Below are 24,252 nucleotides of genomic sequence, written 5' to 3' on the forward strand. Positions count from 1 at the left end.
GCGAAGCCCAGGATGCAGCCGATGCAACGCGACATCTGTTTCGACATCTCCGCCTGGCTCGTGAGTGCCACGCTCGACGGCGTGGCCGAGCAGGAGATCCTCCGGGGATTCTGCGAGCGCTTGGGCGGGGCCGGGATTCCGCTGGCGGAGGCCAATCTCCTCATCGATACCCTGCATCCGATCTACGAGGGGCGGGTGTTCCGCTGGCGGCGCGGCGAGAGCGAGCTTCTGCCGGTCGTCGAGTACGGCCGCACCGGCGACGGGGGCGAGAACGATGAGCGGTGGCGCACCAGCCCATTCTTCCGTCTTCTGGAGACCGGGGAGACGATGTTGCGCCGGGGGCTCGAAGCAGGTGCGGGCCAGGAATTCCCGGTCCACCGGGACTTCGCCGAGCGCGGAATGAGCGAGTATCTCGCCTTCGTGCACCGCTTCGGTGCCGAAGGGACCATCGGCGAAATGGACTGCATCTACTCCTCGTGGATCACCGATCGTCCCGGAGGCTTTTCCGAAGAGCAGGTGTCGATGATGAGCGAGCTCGGTCCGTCATTGGCGGCAGCGCTGAAATCGGCGTCCCAGACCCGGATCACCCGCACCCTGGTCGAGACCTATCTCGGACGCGACACCGGACGACGGGTGCTCGCCGGGAAGATCGCCCGCGGCGTCACGGAGAAGATCTCCGCGGTCTTGTGGTTCAGCGACCTGCGCGGGTTCACCCGAACCACGGAAACCTGCGATCCGGACGCGATCATTCCGTTTCTCAACGACTACTCGGATGCCGTGATCACCGCCATTCACGGGGCCGGAGGCGAAGTTCTCAAGTTGATCGGCGACGGGACGCTGGCGATCTTCGACGCTCGGGATCCGGCATCGGGCTGCGCCCGCGCGCTCGCGGCCTATGCAACGCTGAAAGAGACTGTTCCGGGCCTGTCGGAAGAGCGCCGGAAGGTCAGGCTTCCGGTGACGAGCCCTTATGTGGGCCTTCACATCGGCGAAGTGTTCTACGGCAATGTCGGAAGCGAGGAACGGCTCGACTTCACCGTGGTCGGTCCTGCCGTGAACGAAACGAGCCGGATCGCGGCGATGTGCCGGTCGGCGGAGCGCGACGTTCTCGTGTCCACCGCGTTTCGCGCCGCCGCTTCGCCGCGCGAGCAGGCCGGCCTCGTCTCGGTGGGGCGCTATGCCCTGAGAGGCGTGGCGCGGCCGCAGGAGCTGTTCACGATCGACGCGCAAGCGGATCGTGCGGCCGCCAGCTGAGACGCGAGACTGGCTGGGCGAAAAGGCTCTACGGCAGGGCCGGATACTCGAAGCGCGAAAGCGACGTGGTGTCGAGCAGCGGCACCGCCGTGCTGATCGGGTCGCCGGGTTTGCGCAGCAGGCGCTCGGCGGCGATGTTGGTCCAGCTGCGGGCGAAGGCGCGATAGGTCTCGCCGACCCGCTCGGGATCGACGTGTTTCAACTGCAACGGGGCGCCGCGTCCCAGAAGACGACCCTCGGCGGTGTGGACTTCGACGACGCCGCCCATGATCAGCTTGCGGACGAACAGGTTGCGGCTCGCCATCAGCGCCGCGGAGCGGAACGTGCCGCTGTCCTGGCGCTCGAATCCGTGGGCGACATCCGTCTTAAGGCTCCCCGATACCAGATCCATCTCGAGCACGACCTCGGCCAGGCAGTCCTCGGACCTGAACTCCAGGGAGATCCCTGTCTCGGTGTATTCGGCACGCTCCAGCTCGAGGGTTTCGAAAGGCCGCTCGCGATCGCCGCGCAGGCGCACCGAGATCGGACCGAGCAGTTGGGCGAGCTCGGCGGTGAGAATCGGATCGAGGCGCTCCTCGGCGGGTCCGTCGCGCAGGAGCCCGACCAGATCCGGACCGAGCAGATCCATAAACCCCGCGATGCCGACGAAATCCTCCGATACGACCTCCAGAAACGGCATGTGACGACAACCTCTCAAGTCGCAAGCACGGCGCGCCCGACCACCTTTGCTTGTGCTTCAATCCAGTTCACAAGTTTTGCATGCCGGTTCTGCCCCGGCAATCGTCCGACTCCCCACAAAGTCGTGTGATCTTTTCCCCGAAGACCGGGAGGGCTCCAAGTTATCGTTTTGTCACGTTGCGGAGCTGACGGCTTGGCCCGCCTTTTCCGAGCGGCGCCGCGTCAGTCTCTTCCGGAGATCGGCGGCTGGAAGGCCAGCCCGGTGTCCCAGGGGAAATAGATCCACGTATCCTGGGAAACTTCGGTAACGAACGTGTCGACAAGAGGGCGCCCCTGGGGTTTGGCGTACACCGTCGCGAAGTGTGCCTTCGGAAGGTAACTCCTGACGACCCGGGCGGTTGCACCGGTATCGACGAGATCGTCGACGATCAGAACGTTCTCGCCGGCGCTTCCGCCGGCCTCGGTGAGCGCGTCGCTCACGCCCTTGAGCACCTGGAGTTTCCCCTGCTGCTTGTCGTGATAGGAGGCGACGCAGAACGTGTCGATCAGGCGGATGCCGATCTCGCGCGCGACGATGGCGGCCGGGACGAGGCCGCCCCGGGTGATGCAGGCGATGCCCTGAAAATCCCCCTGACCGGCCAGCCGCCAGGCAAGCGCCCGGGCGTCCCGGTGAAACTGGTCCCACGAAACGGGAAAGGCTTTTTCCGGCGGAGGCACGGACGCCATGGCTGGGGATCCTTCTCTATTCTGACTGGGCGAGCTCTTCGACGGCCGCCACAACGTCGCTCTTGGCTGCCTGAAGCTTTTCGGCATCGCGGCCCCGAAGCACGATCTGGGTGTTGAAGCCCTTGCCGTCATAGTGGGGATAGGAGCCGATCTGAACGTCGGGATGGGCCTGCGCGATGCGGCCGAGCGGCTCGGCGATCCGGCCTTCGGGCATGCCGGTGTCGACCGTTTCGCTCCAGATCCGGCTGCCGGTCTTCAGCGTCGGCCCGATCGTGTCCATCATGGACTGCATGACCCGCGGCACGCCGGCCATCACGAACACGTTGTCGATGCGGAAGCCCGGGGCGCCGGAGACGGCGTTCTCGATCAGGTCCGCGCCGTGCGGAATGCGCGCCATCCTGAGACGAGCCGGCGTGAGCTCGGCGTCGGGATAGCGTCGGCGCAGCATCTCGACGGCGCGCGGGTCGACGTCGATGCCGACCCCGTAGGCCGAGGCGACCGCGTCGGCGGTGATGTCGTCGTGGGTCGGACCGATGCCGCCGGTGGTGAAGACGTAGGTGTAGCGCCCGCGCAGGGTGTCGATCGCCTCGACGATCATCGCGGTCACGTCGGGCACCACGCGGACTTCGCGCGCCTCCACGCCAATCTGGGTTAGGTATTCGCAGATATAGCCGGTGTTGGTGTCTTTCGTGCGCCCGGACAGAATTTCGTCGCCGATGACGACGATGCCGGCGGTTACAGCCTGGGGTGATGTCGAGCCGGTGTCGGTCATGACGCGTGGTCCACTCGCAAAGGGTGCGCTCGTCTAACCCGAGCCGACCCCGTCCTCAAGTCGGCAGCGCGGATGCGCGCCAGCCGTAGATCGGGTCCATGCGCGCCATCAGGCGGTCGGGACCGAGCGCGCGCAGGGCCGCGTCGCGCGCCAGCGAGGCGGGACGGGGCAGGTGATAGACCCAGGCGAGCCGGCGCGCCTCGCGCCACACCGGATCCACCCGTGGCTTGCGGCGCCGTTCGTAGGTCGCAAGCGCTGCCGGCTCCGCTCCCTCGCTCGCCAGGGCTGCGGCGAGTTCCGCGGCATCCTCGATCGCCATCGCGCCGCCCTGGGCCACGAACGGCAGCATCGCATGGGCCGCGTCGCCGACAAGAGCGATTCGGCCCTTGGTCCACGGCGCATCGGGAGAGACGCCGCAGAGCGGCCAGCGCGTCCAGCTTTCCGCCCGGGCCAGAAGAGTGCGGAGTTCGCCGCACAGGCCTCTGAAGGGCGCTTCGGGAAGGGCGGTCGCCGCCTCGGTGTCGATATCGGTCGAACGATCGGCCGTGACTGCGACGATGTTCGTCAGACGTCCGGCGGAGACCGGATAGCAGACGACGTGGGCGTCCCGGGCCAGCCAGAGATCGACCTGGGTGGCTGCGCTGCCGTCTTCGGCCGGAACCAGGGTCCGCCAGGCCGTCTGGCCCGTTGGAGAGGCGGCGGGACCGCCGATCTGCCGGCGCAGGGCCGACCAGACCCCGTCGGCGCCGATGAGGACGCCGGCGCGGGTCGTCACCCGGGCAGTGCGGAGAGCCACGTGCTCCCCCGAAGTGCGGGATTCCAGGATCGGGGCGCCGAGATGGAGCGTTATGGCGTCTGAGGCCCGGACGGCGGACAGGAGCACGGCCTGAAGGTCGGCCCGGTGGATGACGCGGTAGGGCGCCCCCTGGCGGGCTGCCAGCCGGTCTCCGAGCGGAACGCGGGCGATGACGCCGTTGTCGCGTCCCGAGCGCATGGTGACCTCACGCGGACGAACGGCCGTCGCGTCGAGGGCGGTGTCGAGATCGAGGGCGGAGAGCACGCGCGCCGCGTTCGGCGAGATCTGGATGCCGGCGCCCACTTCGCTCAAAGCGGGGGCCTTCTCGAAGATCTCGACGGAAAATCCGTATCGGGCCAGCAGAAGCGCGGTCGTCAGGCCGGCGATGCCGGCGCCGGCGATCGCGATCCGCCGCGCATCGTCCTTCAAGGGAAGGTTGCTCAGGCGGCCGCTTCCTTGAACTCGCATTCGGCCGGGGAGGCGTCGTGCGGATCAAGTTCGGCGTCGAACACGTAGTGGGTCGAGCAGTACGGGCAGACGATCTCGCCTTCGTCGCCCATGTCGAGGAAGACGTGCGGGTGATCGAAGGGCGGCTTTGCCCCGACGCACATGAACTCTTTGGCGCCGATGCGAATGCTGTCGACGCCGGGATCGTTCTGAAAGTGAGGAATGACGTTTTCCGCCATGGCGGGCGCTCCAAAACACGCTCGATTGTCGGATCGGCCGGGACGATAGCCCGGCACGAGGCGAAAGAACAGGGGGCGGCGAAACCGTCCGCACGGGTTCCGCGCTCGCCGTCGAGCAGCTATAGAACCGCGCAACACGCAACGAAAGTCGGGTGTCCCGTGGCTTCTCCCTATCAGACGCAAACCTTTTCGTCCGACGGAATCGAAATCGCCTTCATCGACGAAGGGGAGGGCGATCCGATCCTCCTGATCCACGGCTTCGCGTCCAACAAGGACATGAACTGGGTCGGGCCGGGCTGGGTCGAGGCGCTCCTGGCGGACGGCCGGCGCGTGATCGCACTGGACAATCGGGGGCACGGCGAAAGCGGAAAGCCACATGATTCGGCGGCCTATCCCGCGGACGTGATGGCGGAGGACGCGTTCCGGCTGCTCCAGCATCTCGACATTCCCCGCGCCGACGTCATGGGCTACTCGATGGGCGCGCGGATCTCGGCGTTCCTGTCGCTGGCGCATCCCGACCGGGTGCGCAGCGTGGTCTTCGGCGGCCTCGGGATCGGGATGGTCCGCGGCATCGGCGGCCAGGAAGAGATCGCGACGGCCCTCGAGGCGCCCTCGCTTGCGGACGTTCAGACCGATGTCGGCCGCCGCTTCCGCAAATTTGCCGACCAGACCCGGAGCGACCGTGCTGCGCTCGCCGCGTGCATCCGCGCGTCCAGCAACAAGATCGAGCCGGAGGTGGCGGCCACGATCGAACCGCCGGTGCTGATCGCCGTCGGAACGACCGACGATATCGCCGGCTCGGCGGAAGAGCTCGCGGAGATCATCCCGGGTTCGAAGGTTCTGCCGATTCCCGGCCGCGATCATATGCTTGCGGTCGGGGACAAGGCGTATCGGGAGGGTGTTCTCGCATTCCTGCGGGAACGGCCCTGAGCGGCCCCAGGTCCGGACGTGCGTTGCGCGAGCGGACCGAGGCATTATGTTGAATGTAAGTGGGGCCGCGCCCTGCCGTTCCCGGCTGGTCGGGTCGTCGGATCCGGGGGCTTCCGGCAGCGATGCGGACGAGACTGGAGGGGCCGGGACGCACGATCGTCCCACCCGCGCCAGGTTGGATGGAACGATCGCTTTCGGGACGGCGCGCATGCCGACGAGGAAAGCGGGACAATCGAGCAGAGGAACTGCGGCCATGTCTCACGCTTACGAGCATGACACCGTCACGCCGCTTGCCATTCACGATCCGGTCTGGGAACGGATCCGCGAAGACGCGAGCAGGATCGCGCAGTCCGAGCCGGCCCTGGCGGGGTTTATCCACGCCACGATCCTCGATCAGCCGGACCTGGAATCGGCCATCAGTCAGCGGGTGGCGCACCGGCTCGGCGACGCCTCGGTCGGGCCGACCCACATCCGCCACGCGTTCCGCCAGGCCTTCGAGGCGCGCCCGGAACTTTCGGAAATCCTGCGTGTCGATGTCGTGACCGTCTACGACCGCGATCCGGCCTGCCACCGGCTGATCGATCCGGTGCTCTACTTCAAGGGCTTCCACGCCATCCAGACGCACCGGCTCGCCAACTATCTCTGGCACGAGGGGCGGCGCGACTTCGCCTACTATCTGCAGAGCCGGTCGTCGTCCGAATTCCAGGTCGACATTCATCCCGCCGTCCCCATGGGGCGGGGTATCTTCATCGATCACGCGACCGGTGTGATTGTCGGCGAGACCGCCGTCATCGAGGACGACGTGTCCATCCTCCAGGGCGTGACACTCGGCGGAACGGGCAAGGAGGACGGGGACCGTCATCCGAAGATCCGCCACGGCGTCCTCGTCGGCGCCCATGCGGCGATCCTCGGCAACATCGAGGTCGGCAACTGCGCGCGTGTCGCCGCCGGCTCGGTCGTTCTGAAGCCGGTACCGCCGAAATCAACCGTGGCCGGCGTGCCCGCCCGGGTCGTTGGAACGGCCGGCTGCGCCGAGCCCGCCCGCTCCATGGACCAGATCCTCGCCGATTTCGACGAGCGCGCTTGACGTCTGCGGGTGTCGGACAGAGTTTGCCCATGGCGCCCCGTCTCGGGGCGCCTATTTGTTTCAGCAGTCACCAGGAGGATATTTTGGACAAAGCCGAAATCGCGAAGCTGAACAGCTACCTTCAGCGCAAATTCGCCAACCCATCGCTGTCGGTGCGCGCCCGCCCGAAGAAGGACGATTCGGCCGAGGTCTATCTGGGTGACGAGTTCATCGGTGTTCTGTTCCGCGACGACGAGGACGAGGACCTGTCGTGGACCTTCACCATGTCGATCCTCGAGATCGACGTCGAGGAATAGACCGACATGCCGCTCTACACGCTCGAAGGCGCCGGGCCGGACCTGCCGGAGGACGGACGCTACTGGATCGCGCCGAGCGCGGACGTGATCGGGCGGGTGCGCCTGAAGGCGGATGCGAGCGTCTGGTGGGGGGCGGTGCTGCGCGGCGACAACGAATGGATCGAGATCGGCGAGCGCTCCAACGTCCAGGACGGGTCGGTGTTTCATACCGACATGGACGCGCCGCTGACCATCGGTGCGGACTGCACGATCGGTCACAAGGTGATTCTGCACGGTTGCACCGTGGCAGACAATTCCCTGATCGGGATGGGAGCCACGGTCCTCAACCACGCCCGCATCGGCCGCAATTGCATCATCGGTGCGAACGCGCTGATCCCGGAGGGCAAGGAAATCCCGGACAACTCGCTGGTCGTCGGCATGCCGGGGAAGGTCGTGCGCACCCTCAGCGACGCGGAAGTGGAGGGGCTGACGAAGAGCGCCGCCCACTACGTCGCCAACTGGAAGCGCTATGCGAGCGGCCTGGCGGGTGCCTAATCCGTGGTTGCCGGTGCATCGAGGCGCCGGATCGATCCCACCGCCGGCGTGGACCGCCGGTCGCGGATCCGGACCCAGTCGCGCGGCTCGTCGATTTCCTGGCGTTTGACATAATGGTAGGGCGTGTGGGCCCAGGGCAGAATAAGGTCGGTACGGTTGTCGAGGATGAGATCGCCGCGGTCGGTACCGACGGTCAGGACGGCGTGACCATCGCCGTTCTCGTCACGCACGACGGTGATGAGAAGGACGCTCGCCGGCCAGCCCTTGCCCATCAGGAGGCGCCGCTTCATCAGGACATAGTCCTCGCAGTCGCCGACATCGATCGGATAGGTCCAGAATTCGGCCCGGCCGTAATGGTTCAGGTCGGTCACGGGCGCGACGGCGGAGTTGACGGAGCGATTGGTCTGGATCAGTTCCATCCAGCGGTCGTCGCTGAGGATAACCGCCCGGGGCGTCGTGGTCCCTGCCTGGCAATCGGTCGGAAAGCGCGTGCAGAATTCGACGAACCCTTCCGGGGCCTCGGTCAGTTCCGCCAGCGGCATGAAGCCGGAAACGTCGGATGGGCCGGCGGCGGCCTCCAGACCGACCGGCAGGAATGCAGTGCAGGCCACCACGGTGGCGCGCGCGAGCCGGACGATGCGAAGGGCTGCTGTCATCGGTGGATCCAAGGCCTGTCTTGAACGCAGTCGGAAGCGGCTTCAATCGATCTGGAGAGTGGACGGCCAGCCTCAGAATGGAGGTCACCTTCGTCGGCCGGCCTGTCCACCACGACACGGACCATGGCACGGGCCGTCTTGCCACGCGATGAAACGGACGGCTCGAAATTGATTAGATCCCGGCCGAGAATGGCTACGATTGAGTAACGATGACAGAGACTTCCGCCCGCCTCTCGACCCGGCGCCTCAGGGGATGACGGCCCGGGCCGCAGGGCACCGGAAGCTTGCGATCAGGATCGAAGGGCGGGCGCACTCGGCGCGGGACCCTTCGACCGACACCGAAGCGACATGACGTAGTTCCAGGTCAGGATTTTCTCCGCCATGACAGTTCCCGAGCGCCCGCGCGGCGAACCCATGTTCACGATCCCGACGGTGGTCGTTGCTCTGACGGGCGTGCTGGTGGCGATCCAATTGCTGCGGTCGGCTTTGCTGACGCCGATGCAGGACGCCGGCGTCCTGGTGCTGTTCGCCTTCATTCCGGCCCGATACGCCGGCGACGTGTTCGCGTTCTATGTGCTTCCGACGGGACCCGAAGGTGCTCTCTGGTCGGTGCTGAATACCGGTGCGGCGGTCTGGAGCTTCCTGACCTACGCGCTCCTGCACGGAAGCGTGACGCATCTGCTGGTCAACGCGCTGTGGCTGGTGGCGTTCGGCAGCGCTCTGGCGCGGCGGTTCGGGGCGGCCCGGTTCCTGATTTTCTCCGCAGTCTGCGCCGTGGCCGGCGCGGCGCTGCACCTCGCGATCTATTTCGGCGACATGGTGCCGGTCGTGGGCGCATCCGCCGCCATTTCCGGGCTGATGGCCGGCGCCTCGCGATTCGTCTTCCAGCTTGGCGGCCCGCTCGGTGTGCTCAGGATCGGCGACGAACGGGCCTACCGTATTCCGGCCGACAGCCTCGCGGAGACGATCCGCAACCGACGGGCCCTCATCTTCCTGGCTGTCTGGTTCGGTATCAACCTCCTGGTAGGGCTCGGCTCCGGAACGGTTCTCGGATCCGGTGCCAGCATCGCCTGGGAAGCCCACGTCGGCGGCTTCCTTGCCGGTCTGTTCCTGTTTCCGCTGTTCGACCCGGTGACGCCGCGCGGTCCGGTGCGGTCCGGCGGGGGAGGCGGATTCGGCGGGGGCCCTGGCGACCGGGCAGCCTGATTGCCGCGCCGGGAGCGCGCAGCGCCCTGCCACAATCAATTCCAACTTGTGTGCGGCAATCAGGATGGCATCATCGGCGATCTGGACTGCGCACACGCCCGCAGGTGCCGGGGACCGGCCGGATGAACGGCCGCGCCGAGGGAGGAGGCGTGCCAAGGGAGGCGCTCATGACCGTCGCCACGATCCTGTCCGACAAGGGCCGTGACATCGTTACCGCCCGCGAGACCGCATCCATCACCGAAATCTGCGAGACGCTGGCCGAGCGCAAGATCGGTGCGATCATCGTGACGGACGACGCCGGCTCCATCGTCGGCATCCTGTCCGAACGCGACATCGTCCGCTCCTGTGCGGCGCACGGTGCGGAGGCGCTCCACAAGACGGTAGCCGAACTGATGACCCGGTCGGTGATCACGGTTTCCCCGGACGACAATATCGCAACCGTCATGGAACGGATGACGTCCGGCCGCTTCCGCCACATGCCCGTCGTTCAGGGCGACAAGCTGGTGGGGGTGATCTCCATCGGCGACGTGGTGAAGCATCGCATCGCCGAGGCCGAGCGCGAAGCGGAGGAGATGCGGTCCTATATCGCGACCGCCTGAGCCGCCGGCTAGTTTTCGCCGGACGCGGGCGCGTCGTCGAAGACGAGCCCGGACGACCCGGCCCCGTCGCCGAGAGGGACCGACCGGTAGAAGCACGACGTCCGTCCGGTGTGACAACTCGCACCGGATCCGGCGACGCGAACTTTGATCCAGACCGCATCCTGATCACAGTCGACGTGCATTTCCTCAACGGTCTGCACCGTGCCGGACGTGTCGCCCTTGCGCCAGAGGGCGTTGCGCGAGCGGCTGAAATAGTGCGCGATCCTGGTCTCGACGGTCTTCCGCAGGGCTTCGGCGTTCATGTGCGCCACCATCAGGAGCGTGCCGGTCGCGGCATCGGTGACGACGCATGTCACCAACCCGTTGGCGTCGAATTTCGGACGGAACTGATCCGTCTCGTCCTGAGCGGCCTTCTCGAGCGGCGGCTCGAACGCTGCGGTGTCTGTCATGTCAGTTGCGAACCATTGAGAAGAAGCGGGCCTGTTCGGCCGGGTTCTTGTCGAACAGACCGGTGAAGCGGGTGGTGATCGTCGTGGCGCCCGGCTTGGCGATGCCGCGCATCGACATGCACAGATGCTCCGCCTCCATCATCACCGCAACCCCGCGCGCCTGGAGCGCCGTGTCCATGGCCTCCGCGATCTGGGCGGTCATGGTTTCCTGGGTCTGCAGGCGACGGGCATAGACATCGATAAGGCGGGCGATCTTGGACAGGCCGACCACACCCTCCTGCGGAAAATAGGCGACGTGCGCCTTGCCGAAGAAGGGCAGCATGTGATGCTCGCAATGGGAATGAAACGGGATGTCCTTGACCAGCACCACGTCGTCGTAGCCGCCGACCTCCTCGAAGACCCGATCGAGAATGAGGGCGGGGTCTTCGGCGTAGCCGGCGAACAGCTCCTCGAACGCCTTGGTCACCCGTTTCGGGGTGTCGATCAGGCCTTCGCGGCGCGGATCGTCGCCGGCCCAGGCGATCAGGGTGCGCACGGCCTCCTCCGCCTCCGAGCGGGTCGGGCGGGTGTCGGCATCGGGTGCTGCAGAGTTTTCGGCTATCGCATCCATCTTCGAGACGTCTCTTTCCTCAGCCGGCCAAACGATGCGGCAGGTCCGTGGGATAGATCAGATCGATCGGGCAGGGCGCAACCCCGACCCCATCTTTGGCGAATCCGGTTGCCAGACCATATAAGAGACGAAACCGGTGCAGCCATGCGCCGCGGAGCAGAGCTGCCATCGATACGCAGCCGGGCTCCGGACAGTTCAGTCGCGGCGGTTCGGACACCCGGCCAAGGGCGGTGTCCCAGCCGTTCCCCTTATGAGGACGGCGTCATGATCGACGACCTCTACAACGACAAGATCCTCGAGTTCGCTGGCAACATACCGCGGCTCGGCCGGCTCGACGAGCCCGACGCGACGGCGAAAGCCCATTCGCGCCTGTGCGGGTCGACGGTGACCGTGGACCTCAAGCTGGCCGACGGCGTCGTCAGCGATTTCGCCCACGACGTGAAGGCATGCGCTCTCGGGCAGGCCTCTTCGTCGATCATGGCGCGCACGGTGATCGGATCGAGCCCGGACGAACTCCGCCAGGTGCGCGACACCATGCGGAAGATGCTGAAGGAAAACGGCCCGCCGCCGAACGGCCGATGGGCGGATCTGCGCTATCTCGAGCCGGTGCGCGACCACAAGGCGCGGCATGCATCGACCATGCTGACCTTCGATGCGGTCGTCGACGCGGTGGACCAGATCGAGGCAAAAGCGCGGGCCGGTGCGGATGCATGAGGCCGGCCGTGTCCAGCGAACCGCGTCAGGATCCGGGCCCGACCATCGGTGACGGACCGGCAGAAGGAACGCAGCCGGCGCCCCGGCGGAGGGGTATCGGCGTGCTTGCCGGCCGCGGGGCCATCCGCCTCTATCAGCTGACCCTGTCGCCGCTGGTCGGGCGCAACTGCCGCTATCTGCCGACCTGTTCGCACTATGCCGACGAAGCGATCGCGAGACACGGTTTCTGGGCGGGGGGATGGATGACGCTCGCCCGGCTGTGCCGCTGTCACCCGTTCGGGGCGTCCGGGTTCGACCCGGTCCCCGGCGATGCCGACGGATCGGGGGGGCGGTGGTGGCGGCCGTGGCGCTACGGTCGCTGGACCGGGCGCCACATCGACCCCAAAACCCGGCTCGACCGGTAGGACGGGATCCGCCCCCGAGCCGTCAGCGCGTAACGCGGGCGTGCAGCGCATGGCCCCCGCCGGTGCGTCCGGCAGGGGGCGGCCGGTTCAGATAATGCGCCACGGCCGCGGCTGCGCGGAAGTCGGTAATTGCATCGAAGCCGAGCCCGTGAAGGGTCGAAGCGATCTCGTCGGTCCCGAAGAAGGTGATCCACGGCTCGCCGAATGCTCTGACCGTCTCCGCGTGTTCGGCGAGGAACGCCCGGGTATCGGTATCGGCGGCCTCGAACGGTTCGGTGTAGTCGAGAACGATTTCCGGCCTCGGCAGCCTGGCGATCGCGGCGAGAGTTGCGGTGACCGTCGCGCGCACCAGGTAGGGCACCACGCCGAGCCATATGAAAAAGCTCGGGGCTTCCGGGTTGAAGCCGCCGTCCGAAAGATTCGCCAGCACGTCGTCGCGTTCGAAATCGACGGCCACGAAGTTCGTGCCGGAAGACGGTGCAAGGCCGGCAGCGCCGAGGCGCTCGCGCTTCCAGGCCTGGGTCGCCGGGTGGTCCACCTCGAAGACCCGGAGGCCGCCCATTGCCATCGGATTGCGGAGCGAGAAGGTATCCAGGCCGGCACCGAGTAGAACCAGCTGGCGCACGCCGCGCTCAAAGGCCTCGGCGAGACGGTCTTCCGCGAAGCGGCTGCGGGCGGCCATGAAGAGCCGCATGCGGCGGTTCGGGGGTCGGTCGTGGTCCGCGCTCGGCGGGTCGGTGTCGGCAAGCCCGATCAGCCGCCGCGCAAATGGGTCCTTGAAGATCAGGCCCTGCTCCAGGATCTGGTGATCCGACCGGTAGGTTGCAGCCCACAGGGCGGTTTGACTGGAAAGCGAGGGGTGCATTGGCCGTCTCCCGAAGTCCCTGGAATGCGGAGCGATCGCGCGGGGCGACGGTAACGCATGAGCTGCGGGCGGTGGCGCTCCTTCGAGGACAACGGTTCGCGACGCCGACCGGGGTCGATTGGTTCAGCAATCCCACGCTGCTAAAGCCTATCGGCACCATCCCGTCTGCCGAAACAGCGGAATGCTTATGCTCAGCGCGACGAGCAACTCATCGCAGCCCGACCCAAACGAATACGGCCTCGGATGAGGCCGCATCGCTTCAAGGCCGGGTCTTTTGCCGCCTTGAAAACCGGGACGGGCGGCCGGTTTCGGCGGTGCGTCCACCGGAAGCCGGCCCGCGCGGACAAGGACCCTACTCTTCCTTCAGCCCGTACGCCATCTGGCCTTCCTGGGCGCCGTGATACTTGTAGGGCAGGAACTTGCCCGACATGACCACGCGCACCCGGTCGCCCTTGGGGTCGGGCTGGCGCTCGACTTCCAGGTCGAAATCGATGGCCGACATGATGCCGTCACCGAACTCCTCGTGGATGAACTCCTTCATGGTCGGGCCGAACACCAGCATCGCCTCGTAGAAGCGGTAGAGGGTCGGGTCGGTCGGCGGCGTCTGGGCGCCCTCGCAGCGCATCGGGACTTCGTTGAGAAGCTTTTCCTCCGACTTGGAGAGCCCGAACAGCTTGGCGGCCTTCGCTGCCTGGGGCTTCGGCAGCTTCATGTTGCCGAGCAGTGCGGTCATGATGAAGAGCTGGGTGTAGCCGCCGATCCCGTCGGCGATCTCTTTCCAGGAGAGGTCGTTGTCGCGCTTGTAGTCGAGGATCTTTTCGGTGAGCTCGGAACGTTTCATGGGACAGTCCTCTTCGCTTGGCAGGGAGGGGGAAGTCGCGTCAGGCGGTCTTCGCCGCCATCGCGGTTTCGTCGACGGGCGCGGCGAGCGAGCGGCGCGCCAGCATGTGGGCGCGCGGCTGGTTGACGGCGTCGACGGCGATCGGTGCGCCGTTCTTCAGGTACGTGACGGAGAAGCCGGAATCTGAGGGGACGCCGTCGATAACGGCCTCGCTATGGCCCTCCGACAATCCGACGATCTGGAGCTTCACGTGGTACTGGTCCGACCAGAACCAGGGGAGCGGATCGTAGGCGACGGGCGTGCCGAGCATCGCCTGGGCGGCGGCCTTACCCTGGTCGATCGCATTCTGGACGCTCTCCAGCCGGATCGTCCGTCCGTATCGGGCCGACGGGAAGGCAGCGCAGTCGCCGGCGGCGAAAACGTCGGGCGCGGAGGTGCGACAGGCGGTGTCGACCAGGATGCCGTTGTCGCAGGCGATCCTGGCGGCCCCGGCCAGATCGGTGACCGGCTCCGCGCCGACCGCAAGCAGCACGGCGTCGCAGGCAAGGCTGGTGCCGTCGGCAAGCTCGACCGCCTCGACCCGCTCAGCGCCAACGATGCGGACGGGCAGGGTGGAGGTGCGGATGTCCACGCCGTGGTCGCGGTGCAGGCCGTCAAAGAAGGCCGATATCTCAGGACAGACCACCCGGCGCAGGATGCGTTCGGCGCCCTCCAGCACGGTGACCTCGTAGCCGGCGACGCGCAGGGCGGCGGCGACCTCCAGGCCGATATAGCCGGCGCCCACGATCGCAAGCCGCATCGACGGATCGAGATTCGCCGCAATCCATTCCACGTCCGCGAGGTCGCGCAGATGGAACACACCGGCAAGGTCGGCTCCTTCCAGCGGGATCCGCCGGGCGCGCGTCCCGGTCGCCAGAAGCAGCTTCGAGTAGGCAAGCCGGTCGCCTCCCGCGAGCGTGACCTGGTGCCGGTCGGGCGCGATCGTCGCGACCGCTTCGCCGAAGCGGGTCTCGATCCGCTGCTCCTGGAAGAAGCGGTCCGGCTTCAGCATCAGCCGGTCGCGGGTCATTTCGCCCTTGAGGAAGGCCTTGGACAGTGGCGGCCGCTGATAGGGCGCGTGGGGCTCGGCCCCGATGAACACCAGGTCGCCGTCATAGCCGGAGGCGCGCAGGGTCTCCACGGCCTTCAGACCGCATTGGCCGGCGCCAACCACGAGGATGGGAGCATCAGTCATCTGTTTCAGGCCGCCATGGTCGATTGGGAGAGGTGCCAGGCCAGTGCGTCGAGCCGGTCCTGTCCGAAGAACATCTCCTCGCCGACCACGTAGGTCGGCGATCCGAATACACCGGCCGCGATCGCCGCTTCGGTGTTTGCCGCGAAGGCCGCCTCGATCTCCGGCGTTTCGGAGCGGGCGATCAGCCGGTCCGCGTCGAGGCCGAGGTCGGTCAGGATCGCGGCCAGGGTCGTGCGGTCGGAGATGTCGCGCTCCTCTGCGTAGATCGCCTTAAGGAGCGCGAACGACACCCGATGCGGATCGATCCCGTCCGCCTCGGCGGCGAGGATGAGCTGTCCGGCCGGCGCGGACGGCACCGGCCAGTGTTTCGGCTTCGGGGTGATCGGAAGACCCGCGCGCTTCGCTTCGCGGGCCAGGTCGGCCAATCGATAGGCAAGGCGGGCCGGCGACTGGGCCGCCGGCGGCGTCGTCCCGCTCGCCTTGAAGACCGCCGCGATGTCCATCGGCCGGAAGCGGACGCGAGCCCCCGCTGTCCGGGCGATCTCCATCAGCCGCGGCTCGCCCAGATAGGCGTAGCCGGAGATCGGCGTATAGAAGTAGTCGATTGCGGCGGTCATGACGGGGACGCTACTCCGCCGGCTCGAGCGTCTTGGCGAACGGCAGGCCTTCCTCGATGGGAAGCTCCGGATCGCGCGACCACTCGTTCCAGGATCCGAAATAGATCGAGACGTCGGTGATCCCGGCTTCGGCAAGCGCCACGAAGGTGTTGGAGGCCCGCGCGCCCTTGAAGCAGTAGACGATCACCTTGTCGCCAGGCTTGATGCCGACCGTGGCGAACTCCGCCTTCAACTCGTCCGGCGTCTTGAAAACCTGGCCGGCGGGCGACGGCTTCATCACCCGGTACCACTCGATCCAGACGGCACCCGGGAGTCGTCCCTTGCGCGGGCAGAAATCCTTGCCGTAGGGGGAGGAGGACTCGCCGATCCATTCATCGACGTCGCGGACGTCGAGAAGGGTGACCGCCGGATCGCCGAGGGCGGCCTTCACGTCGGCCATGTCGGCGATCAGGGAGGCGCTCGCCGGATCGACCGGGAAGGTGGCAGGGGTCGGGCTCGGCGTTTCCGTCGACATGGGCAGGCCTTCGGCCTCCCACGCGGAGACACCGCCGTGCAGGATCGCGGCGTCCGGATAGCCCAGATACTTCAGCAGGAAATAGCCGCGGCAGGACTGGCCGAAGCCGCTCGCCATCGACTGTTCGCACAGAACGGCGGTCTCCTTGCCGGAGAGGCCGGCACCGCCGAATTCGGCCGCGAATTTTTCGGTCAGCTCCTTCATGCCTTCCGCCGTGGAGGTGGCGAGATAGGTGAAGATGTCGTGCAGATTGACCGCCCCGGGAATATGGCCGGCGGCGTAGGCCTCCGGGCTTCGGGTGTCGATCACGACGACGTTGCCGGCCGCCATCATGGCTTCGAGATCTTTTGGAGAAACAAGCGTCTTGGTCATCCAAGTTCCCCTGTGAGGTGCGTTGAGGTCTGGGAGGCAGAGGGGCGTTCGCCCTTTTTGGGACGCCGCAACGGCGGCGCCCGGCAATCAACGGCAGCTCGTTGGCGGCAGGCAGGCCGGACGCAGGGTCAGGCCGCGCCGAGATCGGCCAGCATCTTGCGGAGCTGCTTGGTGGCGGGCGTCACGATCGCGCAGAAATAGGCCTCGCGCAGACGGCGCTGGGCCGCGCCCTCGGAGACGTAGCCGCGCGCGCCACAGTGAAGCATCGCGTTGTGGGCGGCCTGGACGGCGACCTCGCCGGCGGCGAGCCGGGCCCGGATCACCTCGACGAGATAGTCCTTGCCGGGCTCAAAGGGGGTGGCGGCGAGCTTCGCGACCGTCTCCTGCATCTCCGCCAGCGTCTCGGAGAAGGCTTCGGGCTGGTCGGGCAGGTAGCAGTTCACATGACCGAGCGGCTGGCGCATCTGCATCATCAGGTCGATGCAGCCGCGGATCATGCCGGTGGTCATGCCCGCCTGGAGCAGGATGAAGCCCGCGCGGATCTTCGGCAGGTAGTCGTCGATCGGATCGGCCAGCACGCGACTGTCGGGGATGAAGGCCTTGCGGAACTGCACGGCGAATGTGCGGGTGCCTTCCAGCGCCACGAAGTGCTCGTTCTGGACGATGCGCACGCCTTCGCCGGAGCAGTCCGCGACCGCCATGACTTTCTTGTCACCGTCGCCCGGCACGGCAAACACGATGCCCAGATAGTGGTCGTCGCCGAGATTGGAGACCCAGGGCAGGACGCCGGTCACCGCGTAGCCGCCCTCGACCCGCTCTGCCTTCAGCTTCAGCTTCTCGATCCCGTAGAAGCTCTTCATCGGGTTCGACAGGCCGGTACCGCCGAGGATCTCGCCGACCGCGACGCCCGGTCCGAGCTCGTCCCTGAGCGCCGTGTTCTCGGAATTGAAGATGTACCAGCCGAGCGCGTCCTGGCACCACATGCAGAACGAGGTCGACAGGCAGTGCTCGCCGGCGATCGCCATGGCCTCGATGGAGGTGACGAGATCCGGGACCTGGCCGTCGAGGCCGGGCAGGTGGCTGCGATAGGCGCCGGCTTCGCCGAAAGCGCGGATGGTCTCTTCCGGGTAAAGGCCGTCATGGTCGATCGCCTGCACCTGCGGAGCGAGCTCCCTGGTGGCAATCTCCCTGACGGAGGAGAGAATGCCGGCCGGACCGGCCAGCACGGCGGGGCTCTGGGCAGCCTCGGGAAGTGTGAGCTCAGGGGTCATGGCGGTGTCCATCTGGTGGGGCCTGGTGGCGACCGTGCCGGCGGCGCTGCCGGCACGGCCCTGTCGGCGCGCGCTCAGGCGGCGGTGGCGACCATGTTCACCGGGCGCTTGAAGGTGTTGAACACCGGCGACCACTGGCAGACGTGCTCGATGAGCGCGTCGATCTCCTGCTGCGGACAGTCGGCCTTCAGGTGCACCTTGATGCGCACGTCGGTGAACCCGACCGGCTTCTCGGTGACGTCGCCCGTGCCCCAAACCGCGGTGATGTTGAGATCGCCCTCAAGCTCCAGCTCGAGGCTCTCGATGGTGATGCCGCGATGAATGGCGTTGGCGTGCAGGCCGACGGCGATGCAGGACCCGAGCGCGGCCAGCGAGGCCTCCGACGGGTTCGGCGCGGTGTCGTCGCCGAGCAGGCCGGGCGGCTCGTCCACGATGTAGGGCTCGAGATCGCGGATATAGTTGGCGTGCCGGAAGCGGCCTTCAGCCACTGTCTTGCACTTGAGCGTCTTGACCGCCTTCGGGTCAGCCTTGCCCTTGGCGATGAGGTCCTCCAGACCCGCTTTATCGATCGGGGCCAGGCAGCCTGTGAGGGCCGTTGCGGGTTCCGACATTGTCGTCTCCTTCTTTGACGTATGGACGAAGCGTCCGTTCAGCGCTCGCGCACCCAGTTCAGCCGGCGGATGGCGAGCTGAAGCAGGCTGTCGAGCGTGAAGCCGATGAAACCGATGATGAGGACGGTGGCCGCGAGCCGGTCGTAGGAGAGCGTGTCGCGGGCATCGTTGATGGCGTAGCCGAGGCCGGAGGTGACGCCGAGATATTCGGCCGGCACCAGCACGATCCAGGCGACGCCGAGGGCCAGGCGCATGCCGGTGAGGATGTCCTGCGAGATCGCCGGCAGGATGATCACGAACAGCATGTGCCAGGGCCGGGCGCCCAGGTTGCGGGCAACCTTGAACCAGGCGGGGTCGATCCGCTTGAGGCCGGCCGCCGTCGAGAACAGCACGGGCCAGACGGCGGCGACCGCGATCAGGAAGATGATGGCCGCGTCCCAGGTCGCGTAGACCATCACCGCGATCGGCATCCACGACAGCGGGCTGATCATGCGCAGGAACTGGAACGGGACGTTGGTGATCTTGCGGGCGGTCTCGAACCAGCCGATCACGAGCCCCATCGGCACGCCCAGACAGACCGCCCACAGGAGACCGCCGCCGACCCGGTAGAGGCTCGGCCCGCTCATGTCCCACGCCTCGCCGGTGACGACCATGTCCCACAAGGCGGCGAGTGCCGGCGCGGGCGCGAAGTCGGAGAAGGCGAACAGCCGCGGATTGTTGCGCACCGCCCAGGCGCCGAGCCACCACAGCGCCAGCAGGAGCGCGATGCCGAGGGCGGCGTAGGCAAGCCCCTCGACGGTCTTGCCGACGCGTTCCGCCGACCCTGCGGGAGGCCGCAGGGCAAGCGAGACCGGCTCCCCGGTCTCGCGCTCCGCGATGTCGCCGGATGCCGTCACAGCTCCAGCACCTCCTGCCGGTTGAACGGATCGCTCGGGTTGACCGACGGGTCGTTCTTCCAGTCCGGGTACTTCTCCAGAGCTGCCTTCACGTAGTCGTAGTTGACCAGATCCTGGGCGACGAACTCGGGGTCGAGCCCCTGCAGGAAGGTGGTGTCACCCCCGACCAGGGTCTGGTTCATCTCCTCCACGATCAGTTTCGTGGCGGAGGGATACGGCCAGGGCTGGAAGTCGATGCGGCCGTTGCCCCACTCGGCAGCGTGCTGGATCGCCCCGGTCTCCAGATATTCCTCGTCGTCGGCGTAAAGCGTCATGGCGCGTTCGACGACGGCGGCCGGCATCGGCAGATAGCCTTCGCCGTCCTTCGACATGAGCCGGGCCGCTTCCTTCTTGTTCTGGGAAGCGTAGATCTGGGCCCGCACCACCGCGTTCATGACCTTCTGGGTCCATTCCTGCTTTTCGGTGGTGACCTGCTCGTGCATGCAGATCACGCAGCACGGATGGTTCTTCCAGATGTCGCCGGTGAAGCGGAGCATGCGTGCACCGGCTTTGAGTTCTCCGAGCGCATTGAAGGGTTCGGCGACGATGTAGGCGTCGATCTTCCGGGAGGCGAGCGCGGCCGGCATCTCGGGCGGTGCCAGGATCTGCAGGTTGCACTCGTTGTCGGCGAGCGGCTCGCCCTGGGCCTTGATGACCGGTACCACCCCCGACTGGCGCAGCGCGTATTGCAGCACGATGTTGTGCATCGAGTACCAGAACGGCACCGCGACCTGCTTGCCGCCGAGCTGGCTGAAATCGGTGATGTCGGTGTGACCGCCGACCACGAGGCCGGACCCGTTGGTGTGGGCCCAGGCCATCAGCTTGACCGGGATGTTGTTGTTGTAGCGCATCCACACCGGGATGGGCTTCAGGAAGTGCACCAGGTTGAACTTGCCGGCGACGAAGCCCTCCACCAGAGGCGACCAGCCCCGGATCAGCGTCGGCCGTTCTGCCTTCAGGCCTTCCTCCTCGAAATAGCCCATGCCGTGGGCGACGAGCAGGGCGGTCGCATCGGTGATCGGCAGGTATCCGATGCGGACCACCTCGTCGTCCGCGGCGGCGAAAGCGGGGCTGCTCATGGAGCCGATCAACGGGCCCAGCATGGCCATTAGGCCGCCGGCGGCGAACATGTCGAGCGTCTGCCGGCGGGTGAAATCGCTGGCAAAGTAATCGTCGTCCCAGTCGTTGCCGGCACTGGCTTTCGGATCTTTGCGGTCGGACATCGGCTTCCCTTTCGTGGAGGAGCTGCGTCAGCGCCCGGCGGAGGCCGAGGCGGTCTTGGAAGGCTGGTTCTTGTCTGTGGACGGAATGGCCGACGCGGTTTCGGGCGCCCCATCGAGACGGTCGACGTCGGCCATCGCCAGGCCGGCGGCCGCCTCATAGGCACGGACCAGATCCTGCCGGGCGGCGGTGAATTCCGGCGTGTTCGGGAGCCGCTCGCCGGGGATCGGGATCTCGATCTCCGCGAAGATCTCGCCCGGGTTGGCGCTCAGCACGAGCGCCCTGTCGGCCATCATCACGGCTTCCTGGATGTCGTGGCTCACCAGAACCAGGGTGATGCCCATCTCCGCGGCGATCCGGCGGATGTCGCGCTGCAGGGCATGTCGGGTGAAGGCATCGAGGGCGGACAGCGGCTCGTCGAGCAGCAGCACGTGCGGATTGGGCGCCAGGGAGCGGGCGAGCGCGACGCGCTGCTGCTGGCCGCCGGAGAGATCCTGCACGTTACGCTTGGCGAAGGCGGAAAGCTCCACCAGCTCCAGCATTTCCGGGACGCGGGTCGCGATCTCGCGCGATCGGCCGGAAAACCGCAGGCCGAGCGCCACGTTCTGTTCCACCGTCATCCAGGGATAGAGGCTCGGCGCCTGAAACATCATCACCCAGTCGGGCGACGGCGCGTCGATCACATGGCCGTCGATCAGGACACGGCCCCGGGCGGGATTGAGAAGGCCGCACAGAATCTGAAGCAGGGTCGATTTTCCGCAGCCGGAGCGGCCGACGAGGACGAGCGCCTCGCCGGGAGAGACCTGAAATTCGATGTCGCGGATGGCGAGGGCGCCACCGCGCCGATAGGCGTGGCTGACGTGGTCGACCTGGATATGTGCGCCGCGAAAAGCCATGCCCGAAATCCCAAGATTGCGATCATAAAAAACAAACCGGTCTGTATTCTTTTGGCAAGAACCAAAAATTGTGCCCTCTGCTCAGCAATGATACAAACCTCTGATTTTAAATTGGAAAAACTTGCGCGCAGTGGCCGATTTGGCCAAATTGGCCTTCCGTCTTGTGCGCAATCAATGGGCTTTCGCGTAATTGTGCATCGCGGTATGTCCTGGGGAGGCGCGGACGGTGCCGTGAAAAACCCCTGGGACCGGGTTCGCGCGGAGTTGCCGGGTTGCGGGGGCGGGCGTATTGGATACAGAACGGTTGGTATCCAGCGCCGGTCCGGGGGACGGGCTCGCTGCCGGATGGCATGCTTGATGTCGAAAGGAGCACGCATGACCGAGAAGCACGGCTTCGAGCCGACCTTCGGCGATTCACCGCGCGACAAGCTGCTGGAAGCGGCTTCGGTTCTGTTCTGCCGCGACGGCATCAGCGCCACCGGGGTCGACAAGGTGGTCGAACTCGCCGGCACTGCCAAAACGACGCTTTACAAGTGCTTCGGCTCCAAGGAGGGACTGGTCGAGGCGGTGCTGGAGGCGGAGGGGCACGCCTGGCGCACATGGTTCCTGAGCGAGGTGCACCGCGCCCGTGGCGGGCCGCGCAAGAAGCTACAGCGCATCTTCAAGGTCCTGGAGACCTGGTTCAGCGCCCACCGCTTCTATGGCTGTCCGTTCATCAATGCCGTGGGCGAGTCCTCGAAGGCCGACGACCGGATGCGCGAGCTGGCGATTGCCCACAAGACGGTGATCCTGGCCGAGATCGAGAGCCTGTCCAGGGAGGCGGGCGCTTCCGATCCGAAACGGCTCACCCACCAGGCCGCCATGCTGATCGATGGGGCCATCGTGACCGCCATGATCACCAAGGATGCCAAGGTAGCCAGGATCGCAGGCCAGGCGTTCGGCACCATTCTTGACGACGCGCTCGGCAATGAAGCCAAGGAAGCCGCCTGACGGGGCGTTGGATTGGCGCCCTGGACCCGTGTCCGATGTTGACGTTCAGGGTCTGTCAGCCGCGGCAGCGATCGTCGCCGTCGATACAGGGCGCAGGGCGGCTCGGCCTTGGTCTGAGCCGGCGGTCACCCCTTCGGTTCCGTACCGAGCCGGCGATGCCATTTTGTTGTCGAAGCGAATTGCGTTCCAAGACGCGAGTGACCTAATGTAATTGTCTGGATCAGCGTCGATCCGTGTGACGGAGCAACGAAGCTCTCGCGTCTCTCGCCAGGGACCCGAGGGCTTTTTTTTTGGAGGATGTCGTGGAAGAAGAGGCGAAATCGAACGCCCCATGGCGCGTCGGCGTCCTGTTCTCTCAGAGCGGCGTGACTGCTGCGATCGAACGCACCCAGTTGAACGCGACGCTCCTGGCGATCGACGAGATCAATTCAGCCGGTGGTGTGGCCGGCCGGCCGATCGAGGCCGTGGCTCATGATCCACAGTCAAATCCCAAAAAATTCCGTGAGCTGGGCGAGAGGCTTATGGAGGATTCACGGGTCCGGGTGGTCTTCGGCTGCTATATGTCGAGCACCCGCAAAGCTCTGCTTCCCGTGCTTGAGGCCCGTGACGGATTGCTCTTCTATCCGACGCTCTACGAAGGGTTCGAGTACTCGTCCCACTGTATCTATACAGGGGCTGCGCCCAATCAGAATTCATTGCCCCTTCTGAAGTATTTGCTTGATACTTATGGTGATCGTTTTCTGTTTGTCGGCTCAAACTATGTTTTCCCGTACGAGTCGAACCGCGTGATGGCGGACCTCATCGCGAGCGCGAAGGGCAATGTGCTGAACGAGATCTACATTCCGCTGGAGCCGAAGGCGGAGGACTTTGACAAGGTGATCCGGGAGATCCGCAAGCACGGGCCCGATGTGATCTTCTCGACCGTGGTGGGGGCCGGTACGCCGATGCTGTACCGGGCCTATCGGGAGGCGGGTTTCGATCCTGCGAAGATGCCGATCGCGAGCCTCACCACCAGCGAAGCGGAAGTTGCCCTGATGGAGCCGGAGGATGCGGCCGGTCACATAACGGCCGCTCCGTTCTTCGACAGCCTGAACACATCCTCGGCCCGGTCCTTTGTTTCCGCCTTCCGACTGAAGTACGGGCAGGACGCGCCGATCCCGGCCGGAGCGGAGGCGGCCTATTTTCAGGTGCATCTGTTCGCCGAGGCGCTTCGCTCGGCAGGGAGCGATGCGCCGGACGCGCTGGTGCGGGCGCTGAAGGGTCTGGAGCACGACGCCCCCCAGGGCCGCGTCCGGATCGATTCCGACAACAACCACACATATCTCTGGCCGAAGATCGGGCGCATTACGGAGAACCGCGGGTTCGAAGTGGTCTGGTCCCCGAGGATCCGGGTCAAGCCGGATCCCTATTTCCTGTCGCCGAGCATCGATGACTGGTCGCATCTGCCTTTCGAAGGCAGGCGCGCCTGAGGAAGCCGAGGGGGAGGCG

29 protein-coding genes are annotated in these 24,252 nt (G+C 66.3%); 11 read left to right on the plus strand and 18 right to left on the minus strand.

Going from position 1 to position 24,252, the window contains the following annotated elements:
• The first annotated feature begins 21 nt into the window (after positions 1 to 21).
• Complete coding sequence (locus J2S73_RS10930; RefSeq protein WP_306885557.1) at positions 22 to 1,254, plus strand: adenylate/guanylate cyclase domain-containing protein; 1,233 nt, start codon at positions 22 to 24, stop codon at positions 1,252 to 1,254.
• A 28-nt stretch (positions 1,255 to 1,282) separates the two neighbouring features.
• Here J2S73_RS10930 and J2S73_RS10935 read toward each other — a convergent pair whose 3' ends face one another.
• The 5 genes from J2S73_RS10935 to J2S73_RS10955 form a co-directional block, all read right to left on the minus strand.
• Positions 1,283 to 1,933: a hypothetical protein gene (locus J2S73_RS10935; RefSeq protein ID WP_306885558.1), complete on the minus strand. Its 651-nt coding sequence runs from the start codon at positions 1,931 to 1,933 to the stop codon at positions 1,283 to 1,285.
• A gap of 221 nt (positions 1,934 to 2,154) precedes the next feature.
• Positions 2,155 to 2,658 carry a xanthine phosphoribosyltransferase gene (gene gpt / locus J2S73_RS10940; RefSeq protein ID WP_306885559.1) on the minus strand — a complete coding sequence of 168 codons (504 nt, stop codon included), beginning with the start codon at positions 2,656 to 2,658 and terminating at the stop codon, positions 2,155 to 2,157.
• Positions 2,659 to 2,674: 16 nt separating this feature from the next.
• Complete coding sequence (locus tag J2S73_RS10945) at positions 2,675 to 3,430, minus strand: competence/damage-inducible protein A (protein ID WP_306885560.1); 756 nt, start codon at positions 3,428 to 3,430, stop codon at positions 2,675 to 2,677.
• A gap of 55 nt (positions 3,431 to 3,485) precedes the next feature.
• Positions 3,486 to 4,655, minus strand: coding sequence for an FAD-dependent monooxygenase (locus J2S73_RS10950; protein WP_306885561.1), 1,170 nt, complete (start codon positions 4,653 to 4,655; stop codon positions 3,486 to 3,488).
• A gap of 11 nt (positions 4,656 to 4,666) precedes the next feature.
• The gene (locus J2S73_RS10955) at positions 4,667 to 4,912 is read right to left on the minus strand and encodes a zinc-finger domain-containing protein (RefSeq protein ID WP_306885562.1); all 246 of its coding nucleotides are present in this window, start codon (positions 4,910 to 4,912) and stop codon (positions 4,667 to 4,669) included.
• Between the two features lie 159 nt (positions 4,913 to 5,071).
• On the opposite strand from J2S73_RS10955, the gene J2S73_RS10960 reads away from it, so the two are divergent.
• The 4 genes from J2S73_RS10960 (at position 5,072) to J2S73_RS10975 (ending at position 7,759) form a co-directional block, all read left to right on the plus strand.
• On the plus strand, positions 5,072 to 5,842 hold the full coding sequence (locus J2S73_RS10960; RefSeq protein ID WP_306885563.1) for an alpha/beta fold hydrolase: 771 nt from the start codon (positions 5,072 to 5,074) through the stop codon (positions 5,840 to 5,842).
• 253 nt (positions 5,843 to 6,095) lie between these two features.
• Positions 6,096 to 6,929: a serine O-acetyltransferase gene (gene cysE, locus J2S73_RS10965; protein WP_306885565.1), complete on the plus strand. Its 834-nt coding sequence runs from the start codon at positions 6,096 to 6,098 to the stop codon at positions 6,927 to 6,929.
• An 83-nt stretch (positions 6,930 to 7,012) separates the two neighbouring features.
• A complete protein-coding gene (locus J2S73_RS10970; protein WP_306885566.1) occupies positions 7,013 to 7,225 on the plus strand; it encodes a DUF3126 family protein in 213 nt (70 codons plus the stop codon).
• 6 nt (positions 7,226 to 7,231) lie between these two features.
• Positions 7,232 to 7,759 (plus strand): gamma carbonic anhydrase family protein, encoded by a 528-nt coding sequence (locus J2S73_RS10975; protein WP_306885567.1) that lies wholly within the window; start codon positions 7,232 to 7,234, stop codon positions 7,757 to 7,759.
• Here J2S73_RS10975 and J2S73_RS10980 read toward each other — a convergent pair.
• Complete coding sequence (locus J2S73_RS10980) at positions 7,756 to 8,415, minus strand: transglutaminase-like cysteine peptidase (RefSeq protein ID WP_306885569.1); 660 nt, start codon at positions 8,413 to 8,415, stop codon at positions 7,756 to 7,758. The two genes, J2S73_RS10975 and J2S73_RS10980, sit on opposite strands and share 4 nt — an antisense overlap.
• A gap of 381 nt (positions 8,416 to 8,796) precedes the next feature.
• Between J2S73_RS10980 and J2S73_RS10985 the strand changes: the two genes are divergently transcribed.
• Together J2S73_RS10985 and J2S73_RS10990 are read left to right on the plus strand one after the other, a co-directional pair.
• Complete coding sequence (locus J2S73_RS10985) at positions 8,797 to 9,621, plus strand: rhomboid family intramembrane serine protease (RefSeq protein WP_306885571.1); 825 nt, start codon at positions 8,797 to 8,799, stop codon at positions 9,619 to 9,621.
• A 167-nt stretch (positions 9,622 to 9,788) separates the two neighbouring features.
• Positions 9,789 to 10,220, plus strand: a complete 432-nt coding sequence (locus J2S73_RS10990) for a CBS domain-containing protein (RefSeq protein WP_306885573.1) — start codon at positions 9,789 to 9,791, stop codon at positions 10,218 to 10,220.
• An 8-nt stretch (positions 10,221 to 10,228) separates the two neighbouring features.
• Here J2S73_RS10990 and hisI read toward each other — a convergent pair whose 3' ends face one another.
• Together hisI and folE are read right to left on the minus strand one after the other, a co-directional pair.
• Positions 10,229 to 10,669 (minus strand): phosphoribosyl-AMP cyclohydrolase, encoded by a 441-nt coding sequence (gene hisI / locus J2S73_RS10995; RefSeq protein ID WP_306885574.1) that lies wholly within the window; start codon positions 10,667 to 10,669, stop codon positions 10,229 to 10,231.
• Position 10,670: 1 nt separating this feature from the next.
• Positions 10,671 to 11,279 (minus strand): GTP cyclohydrolase I FolE, encoded by a 609-nt coding sequence (folE, locus tag J2S73_RS11000; protein ID WP_306885575.1) that lies wholly within the window; start codon positions 11,277 to 11,279, stop codon positions 10,671 to 10,673.
• Positions 11,280 to 11,543: 264 nt separating this feature from the next.
• On the opposite strand from folE, the gene J2S73_RS11005 reads away from it, so the two are divergent.
• Positions 11,544 to 11,993, plus strand: a complete 450-nt coding sequence (locus J2S73_RS11005) for an iron-sulfur cluster assembly scaffold protein (RefSeq protein WP_306885576.1) — start codon at positions 11,544 to 11,546, stop codon at positions 11,991 to 11,993.
• A complete protein-coding gene (gene yidD, locus J2S73_RS11010) occupies positions 11,990 to 12,397 on the plus strand; it encodes a membrane protein insertion efficiency factor YidD (protein WP_370874416.1) in 408 nt (135 codons plus the stop codon). The genes J2S73_RS11005 and yidD overlap by 4 nt, the downstream gene beginning before the upstream one ends.
• 22 nt (positions 12,398 to 12,419) lie before the next feature.
• Here the strand turns inward: yidD and J2S73_RS11015 are convergent, their stop codons facing one another.
• The 10 genes from J2S73_RS11015 to J2S73_RS11060 all read right to left on the minus strand — a co-directional run bounded on the left by J2S73_RS11015 (position 12,420) and on the right by J2S73_RS11060 (position 21,774).
• On the minus strand, positions 12,420 to 13,262 hold the full coding sequence (locus J2S73_RS11015) for a class I SAM-dependent methyltransferase (protein WP_306885577.1): 843 nt from the start codon (positions 13,260 to 13,262) through the stop codon (positions 12,420 to 12,422).
• Between the two features lie 352 nt (positions 13,263 to 13,614).
• Positions 13,615 to 14,103 carry a cyanase gene (gene cynS / locus J2S73_RS11020; protein WP_306885578.1) on the minus strand — a complete coding sequence of 163 codons (489 nt, stop codon included), beginning with the start codon at positions 14,101 to 14,103 and terminating at the stop codon, positions 13,615 to 13,617.
• A gap of 40 nt (positions 14,104 to 14,143) precedes the next feature.
• Positions 14,144 to 15,337 (minus strand): NAD(P)/FAD-dependent oxidoreductase, encoded by a 1,194-nt coding sequence (locus J2S73_RS11025; protein ID WP_306885579.1) that lies wholly within the window; start codon positions 15,335 to 15,337, stop codon positions 14,144 to 14,146.
• 5 nt (positions 15,338 to 15,342) lie between these two features.
• A complete protein-coding gene (locus J2S73_RS11030) occupies positions 15,343 to 15,954 on the minus strand; it encodes a 2-hydroxychromene-2-carboxylate isomerase (RefSeq protein ID WP_306885580.1) in 612 nt (203 codons plus the stop codon).
• 10 nt (positions 15,955 to 15,964) lie between these two features.
• Complete coding sequence (locus J2S73_RS11035) at positions 15,965 to 16,840, minus strand: sulfurtransferase (RefSeq protein WP_306885581.1); 876 nt, start codon at positions 16,838 to 16,840, stop codon at positions 15,965 to 15,967.
• A 128-nt stretch (positions 16,841 to 16,968) separates the two neighbouring features.
• Positions 16,969 to 18,111, minus strand: a complete 1,143-nt coding sequence (locus J2S73_RS11040; protein WP_306885582.1) for an acyl-CoA dehydrogenase family protein — start codon at positions 18,109 to 18,111, stop codon at positions 16,969 to 16,971.
• A 74-nt stretch (positions 18,112 to 18,185) separates the two neighbouring features.
• The gene (locus J2S73_RS11045) at positions 18,186 to 18,722 is read right to left on the minus strand and encodes an OsmC family protein (RefSeq protein ID WP_306885583.1); all 537 of its coding nucleotides are present in this window, start codon (positions 18,720 to 18,722) and stop codon (positions 18,186 to 18,188) included.
• Between the two features lie 38 nt (positions 18,723 to 18,760).
• A complete protein-coding gene (locus J2S73_RS11050) occupies positions 18,761 to 19,618 on the minus strand; it encodes an ABC transporter permease (protein WP_306885584.1) in 858 nt (285 codons plus the stop codon).
• Positions 19,615 to 20,880: an ABC transporter substrate-binding protein gene (locus tag J2S73_RS11055; protein WP_306885585.1), complete on the minus strand. Its 1,266-nt coding sequence runs from the start codon at positions 20,878 to 20,880 to the stop codon at positions 19,615 to 19,617. The genes J2S73_RS11050 and J2S73_RS11055 overlap by 4 nt, the downstream gene beginning before the upstream one ends.
• A gap of 27 nt (positions 20,881 to 20,907) precedes the next feature.
• Positions 20,908 to 21,774, minus strand: a complete 867-nt coding sequence (locus J2S73_RS11060; protein ID WP_306885586.1) for an ABC transporter ATP-binding protein — start codon at positions 21,772 to 21,774, stop codon at positions 20,908 to 20,910.
• 375 nt (positions 21,775 to 22,149) lie between these two features.
• Between J2S73_RS11060 and J2S73_RS11065 the strand changes: the two genes are divergently transcribed.
• Together J2S73_RS11065 and J2S73_RS11070 are read left to right on the plus strand one after the other, a co-directional pair.
• Entirely contained in the window at positions 22,150 to 22,764 is a 615-nt protein-coding gene (locus tag J2S73_RS11065) for a TetR/AcrR family transcriptional regulator (RefSeq protein ID WP_306885588.1), read from the plus strand.
• A 302-nt stretch (positions 22,765 to 23,066) separates the two neighbouring features.
• Positions 23,067 to 24,233, plus strand: coding sequence for a transporter substrate-binding domain-containing protein (locus J2S73_RS11070; protein WP_306885590.1), 1,167 nt, complete (start codon positions 23,067 to 23,069; stop codon positions 24,231 to 24,233).
• The last annotated feature ends 19 nt before the right edge of the window (positions 24,234 to 24,252 follow it).

This window comes from Amorphus orientalis (genome assembly GCF_030814015.1).
GTDB classification, from domain to species: domain Bacteria; phylum Pseudomonadota; class Alphaproteobacteria; order Rhizobiales; family Amorphaceae; genus Amorphus; species Amorphus orientalis.